The sequence below is a fragment of the Pseudomonas sp. NUPR-001 genome (assembly GCF_052147955.1).
GTDB lineage: Bacteria > Pseudomonadota > Gammaproteobacteria > Pseudomonadales > Pseudomonadaceae > Aquipseudomonas.
Genome location: NZ_CP197353.1, coordinates 1,705,886 through 1,721,871, shown reverse-complemented (window position 1 = coordinate 1,721,871; position 15,986 = coordinate 1,705,886). Strand labels below are relative to the sequence as shown.

At 60.1% G+C, this 15,986-nt stretch carries 18 protein-coding genes; 2 read left to right on the top strand and 16 right to left on the bottom strand.

The genetic code is table 11. From position 1 onward, the window contains the following. Nucleotides 1-73 precede the first annotated feature (73 nt). Nucleotides 74-712, bottom strand: a complete 639-nt coding sequence (locus ACP6KB_RS08010) for a TetR/AcrR family transcriptional regulator (RefSeq protein WP_133210931.1) — start codon at nucleotides 710-712, stop codon at nucleotides 74-76. A gap of 72 nt (nucleotides 713-784) precedes the next feature. Here ACP6KB_RS08010 and ACP6KB_RS08005 point away from each other — a divergent pair, with 72 nt between their 5' ends. Beyond that, nucleotides 785-1,918: an aminotransferase class V-fold PLP-dependent enzyme gene (locus ACP6KB_RS08005; protein ID WP_442113187.1), complete on the top strand. Its 1,134-nt coding sequence runs from the start codon at nucleotides 785-787 to the stop codon at nucleotides 1,916-1,918. Between the two features lie 303 nt (nucleotides 1,919-2,221). Here the strand turns inward: ACP6KB_RS08005 and ACP6KB_RS08000 are convergent, their stop codons facing one another. From ACP6KB_RS08000 to ACP6KB_RS07945, 12 genes are all read right to left on the bottom strand, one after another. Next, nucleotides 2,222-3,001, bottom strand: a complete 780-nt coding sequence (locus ACP6KB_RS08000; protein WP_442113185.1) for a TatD family hydrolase — start codon at nucleotides 2,999-3,001, stop codon at nucleotides 2,222-2,224. 43 nt (nucleotides 3,002-3,044) lie between these two features. After that, a complete protein-coding gene (locus ACP6KB_RS07995) occupies nucleotides 3,045-4,031 on the bottom strand; it encodes a DNA polymerase III subunit delta' (protein WP_442113183.1) in 987 nt (328 codons plus the stop codon). Continuing rightward, nucleotides 4,024-4,656 carry a dTMP kinase gene (gene tmk / locus ACP6KB_RS07990; RefSeq protein ID WP_442113181.1) on the bottom strand — a complete coding sequence of 211 codons (633 nt, stop codon included), beginning with the start codon at nucleotides 4,654-4,656 and terminating at the stop codon, nucleotides 4,024-4,026. The genes ACP6KB_RS07995 and tmk overlap by 8 nt, the downstream gene beginning before the upstream one ends. A 19-nt stretch (nucleotides 4,657-4,675) precedes the next feature. Continuing rightward, on the bottom strand, nucleotides 4,676-5,824 hold the full coding sequence (mltG, locus tag ACP6KB_RS07985; RefSeq protein WP_442113179.1) for an endolytic transglycosylase MltG: 1,149 nt from the start codon (nucleotides 5,822-5,824) through the stop codon (nucleotides 4,676-4,678). Between the two features lie 3 nt (nucleotides 5,825-5,827). After that, nucleotides 5,828-6,643 carry an aminodeoxychorismate lyase gene (gene pabC / locus ACP6KB_RS07980; RefSeq protein ID WP_442113177.1) on the bottom strand — a complete coding sequence of 272 codons (816 nt, stop codon included), beginning with the start codon at nucleotides 6,641-6,643 and terminating at the stop codon, nucleotides 5,828-5,830. Beyond that, nucleotides 6,643-7,887: a beta-ketoacyl-ACP synthase II gene (fabF, locus tag ACP6KB_RS07975; protein WP_442113175.1), complete on the bottom strand. Its 1,245-nt coding sequence runs from the start codon at nucleotides 7,885-7,887 to the stop codon at nucleotides 6,643-6,645. Before fabF ends, pabC begins: the two co-directional genes overlap by 1 nt. A gap of 105 nt (nucleotides 7,888-7,992) precedes the next feature. Then, nucleotides 7,993-8,229, bottom strand: coding sequence for an acyl carrier protein (gene acpP / locus ACP6KB_RS07970; protein WP_003175607.1), 237 nt, complete (start codon nucleotides 8,227-8,229; stop codon nucleotides 7,993-7,995). A 195-nt stretch (nucleotides 8,230-8,424) separates the two neighbouring features. Further along, nucleotides 8,425-9,165 carry a 3-oxoacyl-ACP reductase FabG gene (fabG, locus tag ACP6KB_RS07965; RefSeq protein WP_038994156.1) on the bottom strand — a complete coding sequence of 247 codons (741 nt, stop codon included), beginning with the start codon at nucleotides 9,163-9,165 and terminating at the stop codon, nucleotides 8,425-8,427. Between the two features lie 16 nt (nucleotides 9,166-9,181). Continuing rightward, complete coding sequence (gene fabD, locus ACP6KB_RS07960; protein WP_442113173.1) at nucleotides 9,182-10,120, bottom strand: ACP S-malonyltransferase; 939 nt, start codon at nucleotides 10,118-10,120, stop codon at nucleotides 9,182-9,184. A 129-nt stretch (nucleotides 10,121-10,249) separates the two neighbouring features. Further along, nucleotides 10,250-11,260 (bottom strand): phosphate acyltransferase PlsX, encoded by a 1,011-nt coding sequence (plsX, locus tag ACP6KB_RS07955; RefSeq protein ID WP_442113171.1) that lies wholly within the window; start codon nucleotides 11,258-11,260, stop codon nucleotides 10,250-10,252. Nucleotides 11,261-11,263: 3 nt separating this feature from the next. Then, the gene (gene rpmF, locus ACP6KB_RS07950) at nucleotides 11,264-11,446 is read right to left on the bottom strand and encodes a 50S ribosomal protein L32 (RefSeq protein WP_010223221.1); all 183 of its coding nucleotides are present in this window, start codon (nucleotides 11,444-11,446) and stop codon (nucleotides 11,264-11,266) included. Between the two features lie 13 nt (nucleotides 11,447-11,459). After that, nucleotides 11,460-11,987, bottom strand: coding sequence for a YceD family protein (locus tag ACP6KB_RS07945; RefSeq protein WP_045187160.1), 528 nt, complete (start codon nucleotides 11,985-11,987; stop codon nucleotides 11,460-11,462). 95 nt (nucleotides 11,988-12,082) lie between these two features. Here ACP6KB_RS07945 and ACP6KB_RS07940 point away from each other — a divergent pair, with 95 nt between their 5' ends. Beyond that, complete coding sequence (locus tag ACP6KB_RS07940; protein WP_442113168.1) at nucleotides 12,083-12,661, top strand: Maf family protein; 579 nt, start codon at nucleotides 12,083-12,085, stop codon at nucleotides 12,659-12,661. Between the two features lie 131 nt (nucleotides 12,662-12,792). Here ACP6KB_RS07940 and ACP6KB_RS07935 read toward each other — a convergent pair whose 3' ends face one another. From ACP6KB_RS07935 to rluC, 3 genes are read right to left on the bottom strand one after another with little or no spacing between them, the layout of a single operon-like run. Then, entirely contained in the window at nucleotides 12,793-13,785 is a 993-nt protein-coding gene (locus ACP6KB_RS07935) for a S49 family peptidase (RefSeq protein WP_442113166.1), read from the bottom strand. Between the two features lie 6 nt (nucleotides 13,786-13,791). After that, nucleotides 13,792-14,469 carry an HAD family hydrolase gene (locus ACP6KB_RS07930; RefSeq protein ID WP_442113164.1) on the bottom strand — a complete coding sequence of 226 codons (678 nt, stop codon included), beginning with the start codon at nucleotides 14,467-14,469 and terminating at the stop codon, nucleotides 13,792-13,794. Next, nucleotides 14,459-15,415, bottom strand: coding sequence for a 23S rRNA pseudouridine(955/2504/2580) synthase RluC (rluC, locus tag ACP6KB_RS07925; RefSeq protein ID WP_442113162.1), 957 nt, complete (start codon nucleotides 15,413-15,415; stop codon nucleotides 14,459-14,461). The genes ACP6KB_RS07930 and rluC overlap by 11 nt, the downstream gene beginning before the upstream one ends. Between the last annotated feature and the right edge of the window lie 571 nt (nucleotides 15,416-15,986).

Genomic DNA, 15,986 nt, shown 5'->3' with positions numbered 1-15,986 from the left:
GTTTTTGCAAGCCTCTTCCATCAGTATAGGCCTCAGGCCTTATCGCAGGAGGGTTGGCGCCCAACAGAGCCGGTCAGTTGCCGGCCACATCCGGGTCGCGCTTGCGCTTGTTGCCCATGCGCACGCCGATGTCCATCAGGAACTGGAAGAAGCCCTCCTGGTCTTCCAGCACGTTGCTCCAGAACGGCGAGTGGTACAGCGCCACGGCGCCATGTACCAGCGCCCAGGCAGCGCAGTAATGGAAGTACGGCGGCACGTCTTCAAGCTTGCCTTCGCTGATGCGGCCTTTGATCAACAAAGTCAGGCGGTCGAAGTTGGAGGCACGGATCTTGTGCAACTCCTCGACCATTTCCGGTACCTGGTTGCCCTTGACCACCTTTTCTTCGAGGCGATCGAACAAGCGGTAGCGCTGCGGATCGCGCATGCGGAATTCGAAGTAGGCACGCGACAGGGCTTCCTTGTCGCGGTCAACATCGGCAGAGTGCAACAGTTCGTTCAAATCGCGCTCGTAGTCGAGCATCAGGCGCAGGTAGATCTCCGCCTTGGATTTGAAATGCTTGTAGATCGTGCCTTTGCCGATACCCACTGCATCAGCGATCATCTCGACGGTGACGCTGTCTTCACCCTGTTCGAGAAACAGCTTGAGTGCGGTATCGAGAATTTCTTGCTCACGGCGACGAAACTCACGGACCTTACGAGGTTCTTTCTGCATAAGAAGGACTGGATCGAAATCGAAGCCGGTTATTATGCCTAACTTGCGCCAAAATGCACGGATCATCCGACCATGTCTATGTTTCTTGATGAGTTTGAACAGGCTCCAGGCCTTCGCTACTTGAACCATGCTGCCGTCGCACCGTGGCCGAAACGGGCCAGTCTGGCGGTCGCACGCTTTGCCGACGAAAACGTTTGGCTCGGCGCCCGGGACTATCCGTCCTGGATGAGCATGGAGCAGCGTCTGCGCGAGCGCCTGATGCGCCTGACCAACGCGCCTTCGACCGATGACATCGCCCTGGTCAAAAATACCTCCGAGGCACTTTCGTTCGTCGCCTTCGGACTGCCTTGGCAAGCCGGGGATCAGATCGTCATCAGTGATGAGGAATTCCCTTCCAACCGTATCGTCTGGGAAGCCTTGGCCGATCAGGGCGTAGAAGTGCTGCAGGTGAGCCTCAAGGGCCAGGATCCGGAGGCCGACCTGCTGGCCGCTTGCGGGCCACGCGTTCGCCTGCTGGCCATCAGTGCCGTGCAGTTTGCCAGCGGCTTGCGCCTGGATCTGGCGCGCCTTGGCCAAGGCTGTCGCGAACGCGATGTGCTGTTCTGCATCGACGCCATTCAACAACTGGGCGCCCTGCCCTTCGACGTGCAAGCCTACCAATGCGACTTCGCTATGGCCGATGGTCACAAGTGGATGCTCGGCCCTGAAGGCCTGGGGGTGTTCTATTGCCGTGCCGAAGTTCGCCCGCGCCTGAAGCTCAGCGAGTACGGCTGGCACATGCTTGAACACATGGGCGACTACACCCGCACCACCTGGGAACCGGCAAACAGCGCGCGGCGCTTTGAGTGCGGCAGCCCGAACATGCTCGGCGCCGCCGCGCTGGACGCCAGCCTGTCGCTGCTTGAAGAGGTGGGCATGACGCAGGTGGCTGCGCTTCTGGCAGAGCGCGTAGGCTGGCTGTATGACGGACTGGCGGCCATTCCCGGGGTTCGCCTGCATAGCCCGGAAGATCCGCAGCGCCGCTCCGGCATCGTCTCGTTCAGCATTGCCGGGCTGGATAACAACAACGTCCATCAACGCTTGAAAGGCGAACAGGTGGTTTGCATCACCCGTGGGCCTGGAGTGCGATTTTCGCCGCATTTCTACACGCCCAAGCTGATAATCGACGAAACCTTGGCATTGGTACGGCGGATCGCAGAGCGATGAGTGCTCAGCAGCCGCAGCCGTATTCCAAATCTGTTTAAAAAACGACCAGCAAGCGCTGGCAGCGCGCCAATCCTGACCAATACTTCAGGTGTTGGCGCGGCGCATCCCCCCAAGTGGCGCGCCGATAAAGGTGCCCAGGGACCGCGTACCTTTGTTTTACTCCTAATGGTCTTAACCCGGATTCACCCCCCAGAACCCGGGTTTTTTTTGCCTGCAATTTTTGTAGGAGCGGCGGTGCGGCGACCTGACTTGGCCTGCGAAGCTGTTTGACAGGTACACCGCTATCGCGGGGCAAGCCCGCTCCTACAAGCGTGCCAGCGGGAACAGGCGCTTGAAGTTGGCGGTGGTCTGCTCGGCCAGTTGTTCGTAGCGCTCACCGCGCACCATGGCGACAAACTCCGCAACCTCCCGAACATATTGCGGCAGGTTGGGTTTGCCACGGTGGGGAATGGGCGCCAGGTAAGGCGAATCGGTTTCCACCAGCAAACGATCGGCTGGCACTTGCCGGGCCACGTCACGCAAGGCATCGGCATTGCGGAAGGTAACGATGCCAGACAACGAAATGTAATAACCCAGATCGAGCGCTGCCTTGGCCATGTCCCAGTCTTCGGTGAAGCAATGCAACACCCCTGCCTGGCTCAAGTCGGCTTCGCGCAACAGCGCCAGGGTATCGGCGCGCGCCGCACGAGTGTGAATGATCACCGGCTTGCCGGTCACCTGGGCGGCCTGCAGGTGCAGGCGGAAGGAGTCTTGCTGCACCTCGGCCGCTTCCGGCTCGTAGTGATAATCCAGCCCGGTTTCACCGATGGCCACCACATGGGGATGCTCAAGCTCTTTGAGCAGCCACTCCAAAGGTGGCGCGCCGTCGGGTGTCAGGTCCAGCGGATGGATACCCACCGAGCAGTCGACATCGCTGTAACGCTCGCTCAGGTCCTTGACCGCTTTGGCGTTGTCGGCACTGACACCGATGCACAGGAAGTGGCCGACACCGCGGGCCCGGGCAGCTTCAAGGGCGGCATCCAACGAGCCCTGGTGAGCACTGAGATCGAGTCGGTCGAGGTGGCAATGGGAATCTACAAGCATGGGCACATGACAACGCTGAAAAAAGTAATAGGGACAGCTCAGCTCAACGCTGGCCAGGCAACATTGCCCAGGAGGCCAGCAACGCTTCGAGCAATAACACGCGGTTGAGGTTGGCTTTGCCCAGCACTTTCTGGCGCTGGGCGAGGATCCAGTCCTGGATGTCCAGCACCTTGCTCTGGGCACTTTTTTGCGCGAGGTACTGCACGACCTTGCGCATGTCGTTCAAGCCTAAACCTTCCTCGTCCTCGGTCAACTGGTAGCGCAGGACAAGGTTGGACCAGTCACAGAACCAATCGAACAACAGCAGCAAAGGAATAGCATTCCAGGCTTCAGCCAGCTGACTTGGAGACTGTTGCTGCTTGAGCAGTTTTTTCACCCCCTCGACCACCAACGCCCGCTGCTCACGCACGCCCTGGGCTTGCAGGCTGACGGCGGCCAGCGGCGAACCTGCGGCCAGAGCGAGCAGCTCAAGACGTTCCTGCTCGTCACACTCAGGCAGCGCCTTGCTCAGCCACGCCAGGCTTTGTGCGGCATCAGGCAACGGACAGGCCTGTTGCACGCAGCGACTCTTGATGGTCGGCAACAGACGGCTGGGCTGGTGGCTGACCAGTAGCAGCACTGTATTGCCAGAGGGTTCTTCCAGGCTTTTGAGCAAGGCGTTGGCCGCGTTGATGTTCATCGCCTCGACCGGTTCGATAAGCACTACCTTGCGCCCACCCAGTTGCGCGGTCTGCACCACGAAGGAAACCAGATCACGCACCTGGTCGACCTTGATCGGCTTGTCAGCCTCCTCCGGCTCCAGCACATAGTTGTCCGGGTGGCTGCCGGCGGCCAGCAACAGGCAGGATTTGCACTGCCCGCAGGCTTGCAGATCGTGCGGACGCTGGCACAGCAGCAAGGCCATCAGGCGCTCGGCCAAGGCCCGCTTGCCGATGCCTTGCGGCCCGTGCAGCAGGTAGGCGTGAGCATGCTGGGTACGCCCGGCCAGTTGTCGCCACACTGCCTGCTGCCAAGGGAAGGCCTCAGCCACGGCAGCGCTCCAGGATCTGCGGCAGCAAGGCATCCAGTGTTTGTTGCACCTGCGCCAGTGACTGCGAGGCATCAACCAGCGTGTATTGCTGCGGCGCGGCCTTGGCGCGCGCCAAGTAGGCCTGGCGTACCGCTTCGAAGAAGGCCTGACCTTCCTGCTCGAAACGGTCCAGACGACCACGAGCCGCGGCGCGGGACAAACCGACTTCCACCGGCAAATCGAAAACCAGGGTCAAATCAGGGCGCAGCTCGCCCTGAACGAACTGCTCCAGAGTGGCAATGCGCGCAACCGAAAGCCCACGACCGCCGCCCTGATAGGCATAGGTGGCGTCGGTAAAACGATCACACAGCACGACTGCACCGCGGGCCAACGCCGGGCGAATGACCTGCGCCAGGTGCTGGGCACGGGCAGCGAACACCAGCAACAGCTCGGTGTCGGCATCCATGCGCTCATCGCTGGGCGCCAGCAGCAATTCGCGGATCCGCTCGGCCAGTGGCGTGCCGCCGGGTTCGCGGGTCAGCACCACATCCACGCCGTGGGCGCGCAGGTAGTCGGCAAGGTACTCGCGGTTGGTGCTCTTGCCCGCGCCTTCGGGACCTTCCAGGGTGATAAACAAGCCGCTCACAGGCAGTCCTTACAGTGGTTCATTGCGAAGAGGATTCAGTGGCCGGAGCCGACGCTTCAGGCTCAGGGCTCGCCTCAGGGGCTTGCGGCGCCTGCGGCTCGGCCTCAGGTGCATCCTCGGATTCAGGTTCTGTTACCGGTGCCGGGCTGGAACGGTAATCGGCCCGGCGCTTGATCTGGTACTCGCGGACCGCCGAATTATGCGCATCCAGGTCGTCAGAGAAGATGTGGCTACCGTCACCGCGGGCAACAAAATACAGGCTGGTGCCCGGCGTTGGGTTCAACGCAGCGTGAATGGCTTCGCGGCCGACCATGGCAATCGGCGTCGGCGGCAAGCCGGCATTGGTGTAGGTATTGTAAGGCGTTGGCTCGCGCAGGTCGGCGCGGGTGATTTTGCCGTTGTAACGCTCACCCATACCGTAGATCACCGTAGGGTCGGTCTGCAGCAGCATGCCGATGCGCATACGCCGCACGAACACCCCGGCGATCTGACCGCGCTCTTGCGGCACCCCTGTCTCCTTCTCCACCAGGGACGCCATGATCAGCGCCTGGTACGGGTCACGATATGGCAGGTCAGCCGGGCGTTCAGCCCACTCCTTGGCCAGCACCTCGTCGAGTCGAGCATAGGCTTGCTGGAGGAACTCCACATCGCTCATGCCGCGTACAAAGCGGTAGGTGTCCGGGAAAAAGCGCCCTTCAGGGAAAACCCCGGGGTGGCCGAGCTTGTCCATCACCTCAGCATCGCTGAGGCCATCAAGGGTCTGTTTGATTTTTTCGTGCTTGGCCAGCGCCGAGCGTACCTGACGGAAATTCCAGCCCTCGACCAGGGTCAGGCTGTATTGCACGACGTCGCCACGGCGCCACACCTCAAACAGCTCGCGCACGGTCATGCCGGGGGTCATGCGGTACTCGCCGGTGTGCAATGGCACCCCAGCCATGTTGAAGCGCCAGTACAGGCGCAGCCAGAAGGCGTCGTCCAGCAGGCCTTGGCTTTCCATGCGGTAGAACATGCGATTGGGGTTGGTACCGGTGGGCACGTCGAGCAATTGCTCCTGGTTAACGTGCAAGGTCTGCTCAAGCGCTGAATTCACTTTCCAGGCCGAAAACCCCAACATCAGGCCTGCCAGGATCAATCCAGTTTCCAGCAGCACCAAGAATTTACGTCTCACTAATCAGGCATCCAGTAACGTACGGGCAATGGCCTGCAGTTTACGGGTGAGCGGGCCCGGCGACCAGTTCAGTGATGCAAATGCGCGCACAGGCCACACACCGTAGACACTGTTGCAGACGAAAACCTCATCAGCCTGCTCCAGGTCCTGCAGGGACAGATCGGTGATGCGCAACGTGATCCCGGCAATCGCCGCCTGCTCGATCAAGGCTGCACGCATGACCCCGGCCACACCACAACGGCTCAGGTCGGCCGTCAACAGTTCGCCTCCACGCACCAGAAACAGGTTACTGAAGACGCCTTCGACAATTCGCCCCGAAGTATCGCGCATCAAGCCTTCGGCACATTCAGCATCTTGCCACTCGGCACGCGCCAGTACCTGCTCGAGGCGGTTGAGGTGTTTGAGCCCGGCCAGTAACGGCTGCTCAGCAAGGCGCGTGCTACAAGCGAACAGACGAACACCGTGCTCGGCGTGCTGCAGCGGATAAGCGGGCAAAGGGCTGCCCTGAAGAATACGTCGCGCGGGCGCATCAGGCGCGGGCGCATAGCCGCGCTGGCTGTCACCACGCACAAGAATCAGTTTGAGCACGCCGTCACCCAGTGCACTGGCGTAACGGCATAGCTCGTCGCGAATCAGCACTGCATCGAGGCTGATCGCCAGGCGTTGGCAACCCAACGCCAGGCGCTCGAGATGATACTCGAGCAATGATGGCCGACCAGCCCTGACGGCGATGGTCTCGAACAGACCGTCGCCGTAGGTCAGCGCTCGACTGCGCAGGTTGACTGCATCCGCCGGCTGGCCATCAATCCAGCTGTGCATCACTCGGCAAACCGGCGGAACACCAGCGAGCCGTTGGTACCGCCAAAACCGAAGGAGTTGGACAGCACGACATCAATTGCCATATTGCGCGCCTCGTGTGGCACGAAATCCAGGTCGCAGCCCTGGTCCGGCTCATCGAGGTTGATGGTCGGCGGCGCCACTTGGCTGTTGATCGACAGCACGCTGAAAATCGCTTCTACCGCACCAGCAGCACCCAGCAGGTGGCCGGTCATCGACTTGGTCGAACTGACCGCCAGCTTGTAGGCATGCTCACCAAACACCGACTTGATGGCCGAAGCCTCAGCCAGGTCACCAGCCGGGGTCGAGGTGCCATGGGCGTTGATGTAGCTGACCTGATCAGCGTTCAGACCCGCATCGCGCAGGGCGTTGACCATGCAGCGTGCAGCACCGCTGCCGTCTTCTGGCGGCGAAGTCATGTGGTAGGCGTCGCCACTCATGCCAAAACCAACCAGCTCGGCATAGATGGTCGCGCCACGCGCCTTGGCGTGCTCGAGCTCTTCAAGCACCAGCGCACCCGCGCCGTCGGCGAGGACGAAACCGTCGCGGCCCTTGTCCCACGGACGGCTGGCACGGGTCGGGTCATCATTGCGGGTGGACAACGCGCGCGAAGCGCCGAATCCGCCCATACCCAGACCGCAGGCCGCCATTTCGGCACCACCGGCAATCATCACGTCGGCTTCACCGAAAGCGATGTTGCGCGCAGCCATACCGATACAGTGAGTACCTGTGGTGCAAGCCGTGGCGATAGCGTAATTAGGCCCCTGTACACCCAGGTGGATCGACAGGAAGCCAGAAATCATGTTGATGATCGAACCCGGCACGAAGAACGGCGAAATGCGCCGCGGGCCTTGCTCATGCAACGTCCGACTGGTTTCTTCGATGTTGGTCAGGCCACCGATACCCGAGCCCATGGCCACGCCAATGCGCTCGCGGTTGGCGTCGGTGACTTCCAGGCCGGCGTTACGCACTGCCTGAAAACCGGCCGCCAGGCCGTACTGAATGAACAGATCGAGCTTGCGAGCTTCCTTGGCCGATAGATACTGCTCAACCTCGAAGCCCTTTACCGAGCCGCCAAAACGGGTGGAGTAGGCAGACAGGTCCGTATGTTCAATCAGACCTATGCCACTGCGGCCAGCCAGAATGCCCTGCCAACTGCTCGGCACATCCGTGCCCAGTGGCGACAGCATACCCATACCGGTGACCACGACGCGTCTACGCGACACAGCACTCTCCTTATTCACATTGACTACATGTCTTGTAAAGAAAAAACCGCACGCCGGTTAAGGCAGTGCGGCTTTCTCATGACAAGAAGCGACGACTACAACGTCTTAAGCCTGGTGGCTGGTGACGTAGTCGATAGCAGCTTGAACAGTAGTGATCTTCTCGGCTTCTTCGTCAGGGATTTCGGTCTCGAATTCCTCTTCCAGAGCCATCACCAGCTCAACGGTGTCAAGGGAATCGGCACCCAGATCTTCGACGAAGGAAGCAGTGTTCACTACTTCTTCTTCTTTAACGCCCAGTTGCTCGGCGACGATTTTCTTGACGCGTTCTTCGATGGTGCTCATACCTTGTTTTCACTCCTAATGGACATATGTCAGGCAGCTGGCCGGTGTGTAAGTGTATAGAAAGACGTCCGCTTTTCAAGCGCAACACGCCTCGCCAGACCACACCTGCCAACCGACTAGAATCTGGTTGCAGCTTTATAACGGATTTTAGACAGCTCGTATGACATTTTTTTGAAGCAATCCGTCACATTAGTTTTACATATACATGCCGCCGTTGACCGGAATGGTCGCGCCAGTCACATAACCTGCGCCTTCAGAGGCCAGGAAAGCCACCACATTGGCGATCTCCTGAGCCTGGCCCAGACGACCCAGAGGAATCTGGGTCTGCAGCGCTTCGCGCTGGGCTTCTGGCAGTTCGCGGGTCATGTCGGTGTCGATGAAACCTGGCGTTACCGAGTTGACGGTGATCGCACGAGAGCCCACTTCACGCGCCAGAGCACGGCTGAAACCTTCCAGGCCAGCTTTGGCAGCAGCGTAGTTGACCTGGCCAACGTTACCCATGGCACCGACTACCGAGCCGATACTGATGATACGGCCCCAACGCGCCTTGGTCATGCCACGCAGCACGCCCTTGGACAGACGGTAGAGGCTGTTCAGGTTAGTGTCGATAACGTCGAACCACTCGTCGTCCTTCATGCGCAGCATGAGGTTGTCGCGGGTGATGCCGGCGTTGTTGACCAGAATGGTCGGCGCACCGAACTGCTCCTGGATTTTGGCCAGGGTGGCGGTAACCGACTCGTCGCTGGTGACGTTCAGTTCCAGGCCGGTACCGGTGATACCGTGCTCTTTGAGGGTCGCGGCGATGCGCTCGGCACCCGAGGCGGAGGTCGCAGTACCGATCACGGTAGCGCCCAGACGGCCCAGTTCCAGGGCGATAGCCTGGCCAATACCACGGCTGGCGCCGGTTACCAGTGCAACTTTACCTTGCAGGCTCATGCAAGCTTCTCCTAATTCAGGCCTGCGCCGCGAGGGTGGCGGCGAAAGCATCCGGGGTATTGAGGTTAGAGGTGTTGACGCCGTCGGCGCAGCGCTTGTTCAGGCCGGCCAGCACTTTGCCCGGGCCGCACTCGACCAGTTGCAGCGCGCCATTGGCCGCCAGCGTCTGTACGCACTCGACCCAGCGAACAGGCTTGTACAGCTGCTCCAGCAGGTCGCGCTTGAGGGTGTCCAGGTCAGCTGCAACGCCAGCACTGACGTTCTGAACCACCGGGATTTGCGGCGCTTCCCAGTCGATGGCATTGACCGACTCGGCGAAACGCTCGGCAGCCGGACGCATCAGCTCACAGTGCGATGGCACGCTCACCGGCAATGGCAGTGCGCGCTTGGCACCTTTGGCCTTGCAGGCTTCCATGGCGCGCTCGACAGCGGCCTTGGCACCGGCGATAACCACCTGGCCCGGCGAGTTGAAATTGACTGCGCTTACCACGTCGCCTTGAGCCGCTTCGGCGCAGATGGCAACGACGTCGGCGTCGTCCAGGCCAAGGATCGCCGCCATGGCGCCCTGCCCGGCCGGAACGGCCTCTTGCATGAGCTCACCACGGCGCTTGACCAGTTTGACTGCATCAGCCAGGGTCAGGCTGCCGGCGGCAACCAGCGCGCTGTATTCACCCAGGCTGTGGCCGGAGACAAACGCCGGACGCGCGCCACCTTCAGCCAGCCATAGGCGCCACAGGGCGATCGAGGCGGTGAGAATGGCCGGCTGGGTTTTGTCGGTTTGATTGAGTTGCTCTTCCGGACCGTTCTGGGTCAGCGCCCAAAGGTCATAGCCCAGAGCCTCGGAGGCCTCACGGAAGGTATCAATAATCAGTGGGTACTGAGCGCCCAGCTCGGCGAGCATGCCGAGGGACTGCGAACCTTGACCGGGAAAGACGAATGCGAGGGATGCAGACATTGAACAAGCCCCTAATGATCTTGTCGTCGGAAATGAAGTACTCAGCGCCAGGCTGAGCACAAGAAACTGAAGACTTGGATGGTAACGAGGACCAAGCGGTCACATTTAACCACTTCCTGAGGCAGATGCCTAAAGCAACAGATCTTCCAGACGCCCGTGCAGGCGCTGCGGCAGGTTCTCCTGGATCTCGATCAACGCCCGCTGGATGGCGCTCTGGAAGCCTTGCACGCCCGCCGAACCGTGGCTTTTGATAACAATGCCCTGCAACCCCAGGAAGCTTGCGCCATTATGCCGCGCGGGTGCCAGGTCGGCCTGCAGGCGCTTGAGCAGCGGCATGGCCACCGCCCCCGCCAGACGCGAAGCAACTCCACCCTTGAACAGCGCCTCGATGCGCGCCCCGATCATGGTCGCCAGGCCTTCACTGGATTTGAGCAGGATGTTGCCGACAAAACCGTCGCACACCACCACATCGGCTTCACCCCGGTACAGGCCATCGCCTTCGACGTAACCAATGTAGTTAAGCCCGCGCGCGTTCTGCAGCAGACTGGCCGCCAGCTTGACCTGCTGATTGCCCTTGATATCTTCGGTACCGACATTGAGCAGCGCCACCCGAGGCCGGGATATCCCCAGCGCTTGCGCCGCCACCGAACCCATCACCGCAAACTGGAAGAGGTTGTCCGCACTGCAATCGACATTGGCGCCCAGGTCCAGCAACTGACAGTAACCGGTCTGGGTGGGAATGGCCGCCACCATAGCCGGACGATCAATGCCCGGCAGGGTCTTGAGCACGTAACGCGACAGCGCCATTAGCGCGCCGGTATTGCCAGCACTCACGCAAGCCTGAACCTTGCCATCACGTAGTAATTCCAGAGCCACGCGCATAGACGAATCCGGCTTGCCACGTAATGCCTGGGAAGGTCGCTCATCCATGCCGATCACTTCGCTGGCAGCAACAATCTGCAGGCGCGCGCGATCCGCTGCCGACTGGCCAGCGATAAGCTCTTCAAGAAGGGAGGGTTGACCGACGAGGGTCAGGTGCAGCGAGGGAGTAGCTGAAAGGCAAGCAATACTTGCCTGAACAATGCTGCGGGGACCGAAGTCCCCGCCCATTGCGTCAATCGCGATGATCTGAGCGGACAAGGATTACTCGTCAGCGCCCTTGTCGATCACTTTGCGACCACGGTATACGCCTTCTGGCGATACGTGGTGACGCAGGTGTACTTCACCAGTGGTTTTCTCTACGGACAGAGCGTTTTCCGAGAGAGCGTCGTGCGAACGGCGCATGTCACGGGCAGAGCGGGATTTTTTGTTCTGCTGAACAGCCATAATTGATTAACTCCTAAACGTTTGGGTCACGCTTTAACTGCGCCAATACACTGAACGGGTTGGACCGTGTTACCTCGTCCTTGCTCGGTTCGGGCTCATCGGCGCCCGCCGGCTGCTGGCATTCTTCCGGATGATGAGCAGGCACGATCGGCAGGGCAAGCAAAAGCTCTTCCTCGACCAAGGCCTGCAGATCCAAAGGATCTTCGCCCAGTTCCAGCACGTCATAACCTTTCGGCAACGACTGGGTATTCGCACCCTCCTTCACCACGGCGTAAGTGCATTCGCTGTGGATCGGCAGGGTGACCAGCTCAAGACAACGCTGGCAAACCATCTTGACCTCGACGCTCAGGTCGGTGTGGATAACCACAGCCTTCTGCTCGTCTCGCTCAAAATCGAATTTAGCCTGCACCGTACCGACATTGTCGGAAAGCGGGTCGCAGAGTCTCTCCAAATCGGCGAGCTGCAGTGTTCCTTCGAGAGAAACGCCACGGTCGGCCAATTTGCGCGGGTCAACGTGAGGTGGAATCGGGTCATTCAACATAGGCGCAGCATTCTAGGGATGACCCCCGCCCCTGTCAAAGGAAATTCGGCTCCGTTCAGCATGTTAGAATCGTTTCACTTGCCCAGGAGTTTACCATGCTGCCTTTATTACTGGCTTCCAGCTCACCCTATCGGCGCGAATTGCTTGAACGCTTGCGCCTTCCTTTCAGCTGGGCCGCCCCTGATATTGACGAACAGCGCCTGCCCGAAGAGCCTGCTGCCGACCTGGTCAAACGCCTGGCCCGGGAAAAAGCCCAGGCCCTGGCTGGCAGCCACCCCGGCCACCTGATCATCGGTTCCGACCAGGTAGCGGTGCTTGGCGAGCAAATTCTCGGCAAACCGCACACCTTTGACCGCGCCTGCGAACAACTGCTCGCCGCCAGCGGCAACCATGTGACCTTTCTCACTGGCGTAGCACTGCTGAACAGCCAGACCGGCCACTGCCAAGTCGATTGCGTACCGTTCACGGTCTACATGCGCGAGCTGGAGCTGGCACGCATCGAACGCTACCTGCACGCCGAGGAGCCCTATGACTGCGCTGGCAGCTTCAAGGCCGAAGGCCTGGGTGTCAGCCTGTTTCAGAGCACCCACGGCGTCGATGCCACCAGCCTGGTCGGCCTGCCACTGATTCGCCTGGTAGACATGCTGCTCACCGAAGGTGTCGACCTGCCCTGAAATTCTCTGTAGGAGCGGGCTTGCCCCGCGATAGCGATTTAGCAGGAAGGACGCTATCGCGGGGCAAGCCCGCTCCCACACAGAAAGCAAAAAGCCGGCCACGAGGGCCGGCTTTTTCATCAAGCAACACTTCAGCGCAACGACGGCCCCTGAAAGCCCATCCACAGCGCCAGACGCTCGGCAATACTGGCACCCAGGCGCTTGGAGAAACGATCGAACGGCGACTCTTCGACGGTAAAGTCGACCAGCTCTTTCTCCCCAACCACTTCACGCGCCACGTAACCGGCACTACCCAGGCCATCCACCAGGCCCAACGCCAACGCCTGCTCACCAGACCAGATCAGACCACTGAACAGCTCAGGGTGCTCCTTATCCTTGAGACGATCGCCGCGACCTTGCTTGACGCTGGCAATGAATTGTTTATGCGTGGTCTCCAGCACACCCTGCCAGAACTCGGTTTCCTCAGGCTTTTGCGGCTGGAACGGATCGAGAAATGCCTTGTGCTCGCCAGCCGTATAAGTACGCCGCTCGACACCGAGTTTTTCCATCGTGCCGACAAAACCGTAACCAGCAGCCGTCACCCCAATGGAGCCAACCAGGCTGGCCTTGTCGGCATAAATCTGATCAGCAGCACTGGCGATGTAATAGGCACCAGAAGCACCCAGATCACTGATGACCGCATACAGTTTGATCTGCGGATATTCGGCGCGCAGGCGAAGAATTTCGTCGTAGATATAGCCCGACTGCACCGGGCTGCCGCCTGGGCTATTGATGCGCAGGATCACGGCCTTGGTTTTCGAGTCCTTGAACGCCTCGCGCAAGCCGCTGACGATATTGTCGGCACTGGCCGGCTCCTGATCGGCAATCATCCCACGCACCTCAACCAGCGCCGTGTGACTGACACTGCGGGAGGCGGCCTTGTCCACACCCATCAAGGGAGTGAACAGCGCGAGAATGCCAAACAGGTAGGCGAAGGTCAGCAGCTTGAAAAAAATCCCCCAGCGCCGCGCGCGACGCTGCTCCTGCACACCCGCCAGGAGGGTTTTTTCCAACAACTTCCAACTTTTCTGCTCTTCGTTGCTTTCGTTTTCTTCGGCGCGAGGCGCCTTCCATTCGTCAGCCATGCTCACCTACCCTGGAATTCCTGCCACAGGCGCCCGGCTCAGCCAGGCCTGCAACTGTGAAAAATGCTCAATACAGACCTGCGGCCCAAAGGCAGCCAACGCCTCCGAGGACATGGCCCCATAACTGACCGCCACCGAATGCATCCCAGCATGGCTGGCCATCAACAAATCGAAAGATGAATCACCCACCATCAAGGCACGCGCAGGCTCAACCTGACAATGGGCGAGAATTTCTTCAAGCATCTGCGGATGAGGCTTACCGCGGCTTTCGTCGGCCGCCCGAGTAATGTCGAAGTAATCCTGCCAACCATTGGCTCGCAACACGCGATCCAGACCGCGACGCGCCTTGCCCGTTGCCACAGCCAAACGATACCCCTGGGCTCGAAACACCTCCAGCGACTCCACCACCCCATCGAACAGTGGCGACGGCTGAGCGTCTAGCGCCATGTACACATCAGCATAGTGCTGACGGAACACCGCCACCTGCTCAGCATCCAGCTGTGGATAAAGTGTGCTGATGGCCTCGTTCAGCGCCAGTCCGATGATGCCTTTGACCGCCTCGTCAGCACAGGTCGGGTGACCTGCGCGACCCGCAGCCACATGCATGGACTCGACGATGCGCCCGATCGAATCTGCCAGGGTACCGTCCCAATCAAAGATCAGCAGGTCGTAATCACGCCGCACTCAAGCGCTCCACGGTTTTCTTCCACATCTCGTCGACCGGCGCCTCAAGCTTGAGTTCACCACCATCAGGCAGCGGCACGGTCAAGGCATAGGCGTGCAGGAACAAACGCTTGCCACCCAGCTCACGGATCTCACGGGTGAAATCTTCATCGCCGTATTTGCTGTCACCGGCGATGCAGTGCCCGGCATGCAAGGCATGTACACGGATCTGATGGGTACGACCAGTGATCGGCCGCGCTTCGACGATGGTGGCAAATTCACCAAAGCGACGCAGCACCCGGAAAATGGTCAACGCTTCCTTACCTTCGTCGTTGACCTCGACCATGCGCTCGCCCGAGCGCAAGTTACTCTTGAGCAATGGCGCATTGACCTGCTTTTTCGCCGTCGCCCAGTGACCACGGACCAGCGCCATATAGCGCTTGTCGACGCCATCACCGCGCAGCGCGGCATGCAGATGACGCAGCATGCTGCGTTTCTTGGCGATCATCAGCAGGCCAGAGGTGTCACGGTCCAGGCGATGGACCAGCTCCAGCTCCTTGGCATCCGGACGCATCTGACGAAAGGCTTCGATCACCCCGAAATTCAGGCCGCTGCCGCCGTGCACGGCAATGCCGGCCGGTTTGTTCAGCACGATCAGGGCCTTGTCTTCGTAGACAATCGCCGCCTCCAGGCGCTCAAGTAACCCCTGGGCCACCGGCACAGGTTCGTCGCGTTCCGGCAGACGAACGGGCGGCACGCGCACGATGTCACCGGCCTGCAGCTTGTACTCGGGCTTGATCCGCCCCTTGTTCACGCGCACTTCGCCTTTGCGCAAAATGCGGTAAATCAAGGTCTTGGGAACACCCTTGAGTGCTGTGATGAGGAAATTATCGATTCGTTGGCCGGCAAGTTCCGGCGCGACCTCGATCAGCTGGACGCCGGAGGTCGGGGGGGCATTAGTCGTCATTTGCCAATCATAACAATTTTTTATGGATTTGAAGCACTTAATGATTGCTGCTATAGTCGCGAACGCCGCCAAAAGCGGCTGGCCAGCGGACCCACGGCTTCTAGCCGGCCCTGACCGACGCAAAATCTTGAGGACGCGAGGCCGTCCGACGGGGTTTTCGCCAGTTTACTGAACTGCCTGGAATCGCCACCAGCGCCGTGCAGAGAAGACCGATAAAAACGACAAGAGCGGTGTATTGCCCTCCCCCTGATGTTTTTTTCGATGCCACTCTGTCAGTGCCGTCAATTTCACGCAGCCATGGCGAAGGCTTCGGAAATACCAGCCTTGGACATAAAAGGCGCGGGCTCCCGTATTGGAGCTGGCGATAAATGCAACCCGTTGCGGATTCAGCGCGCGGCAGCACCCGAATTATCAGGGATACGTGTAGGGTGGAGATGCACAACCGTCGGACCGTGTAGTACTGCGTCCAGTCCAGCGGCCTTTTGGCCAGGCGACCGGACCCGGTCTTGATCAAGATGCCCCTGGGGTGTCCACGGCCGAAGGCTGATTCCTCCTCCTGACTGAGTGCATT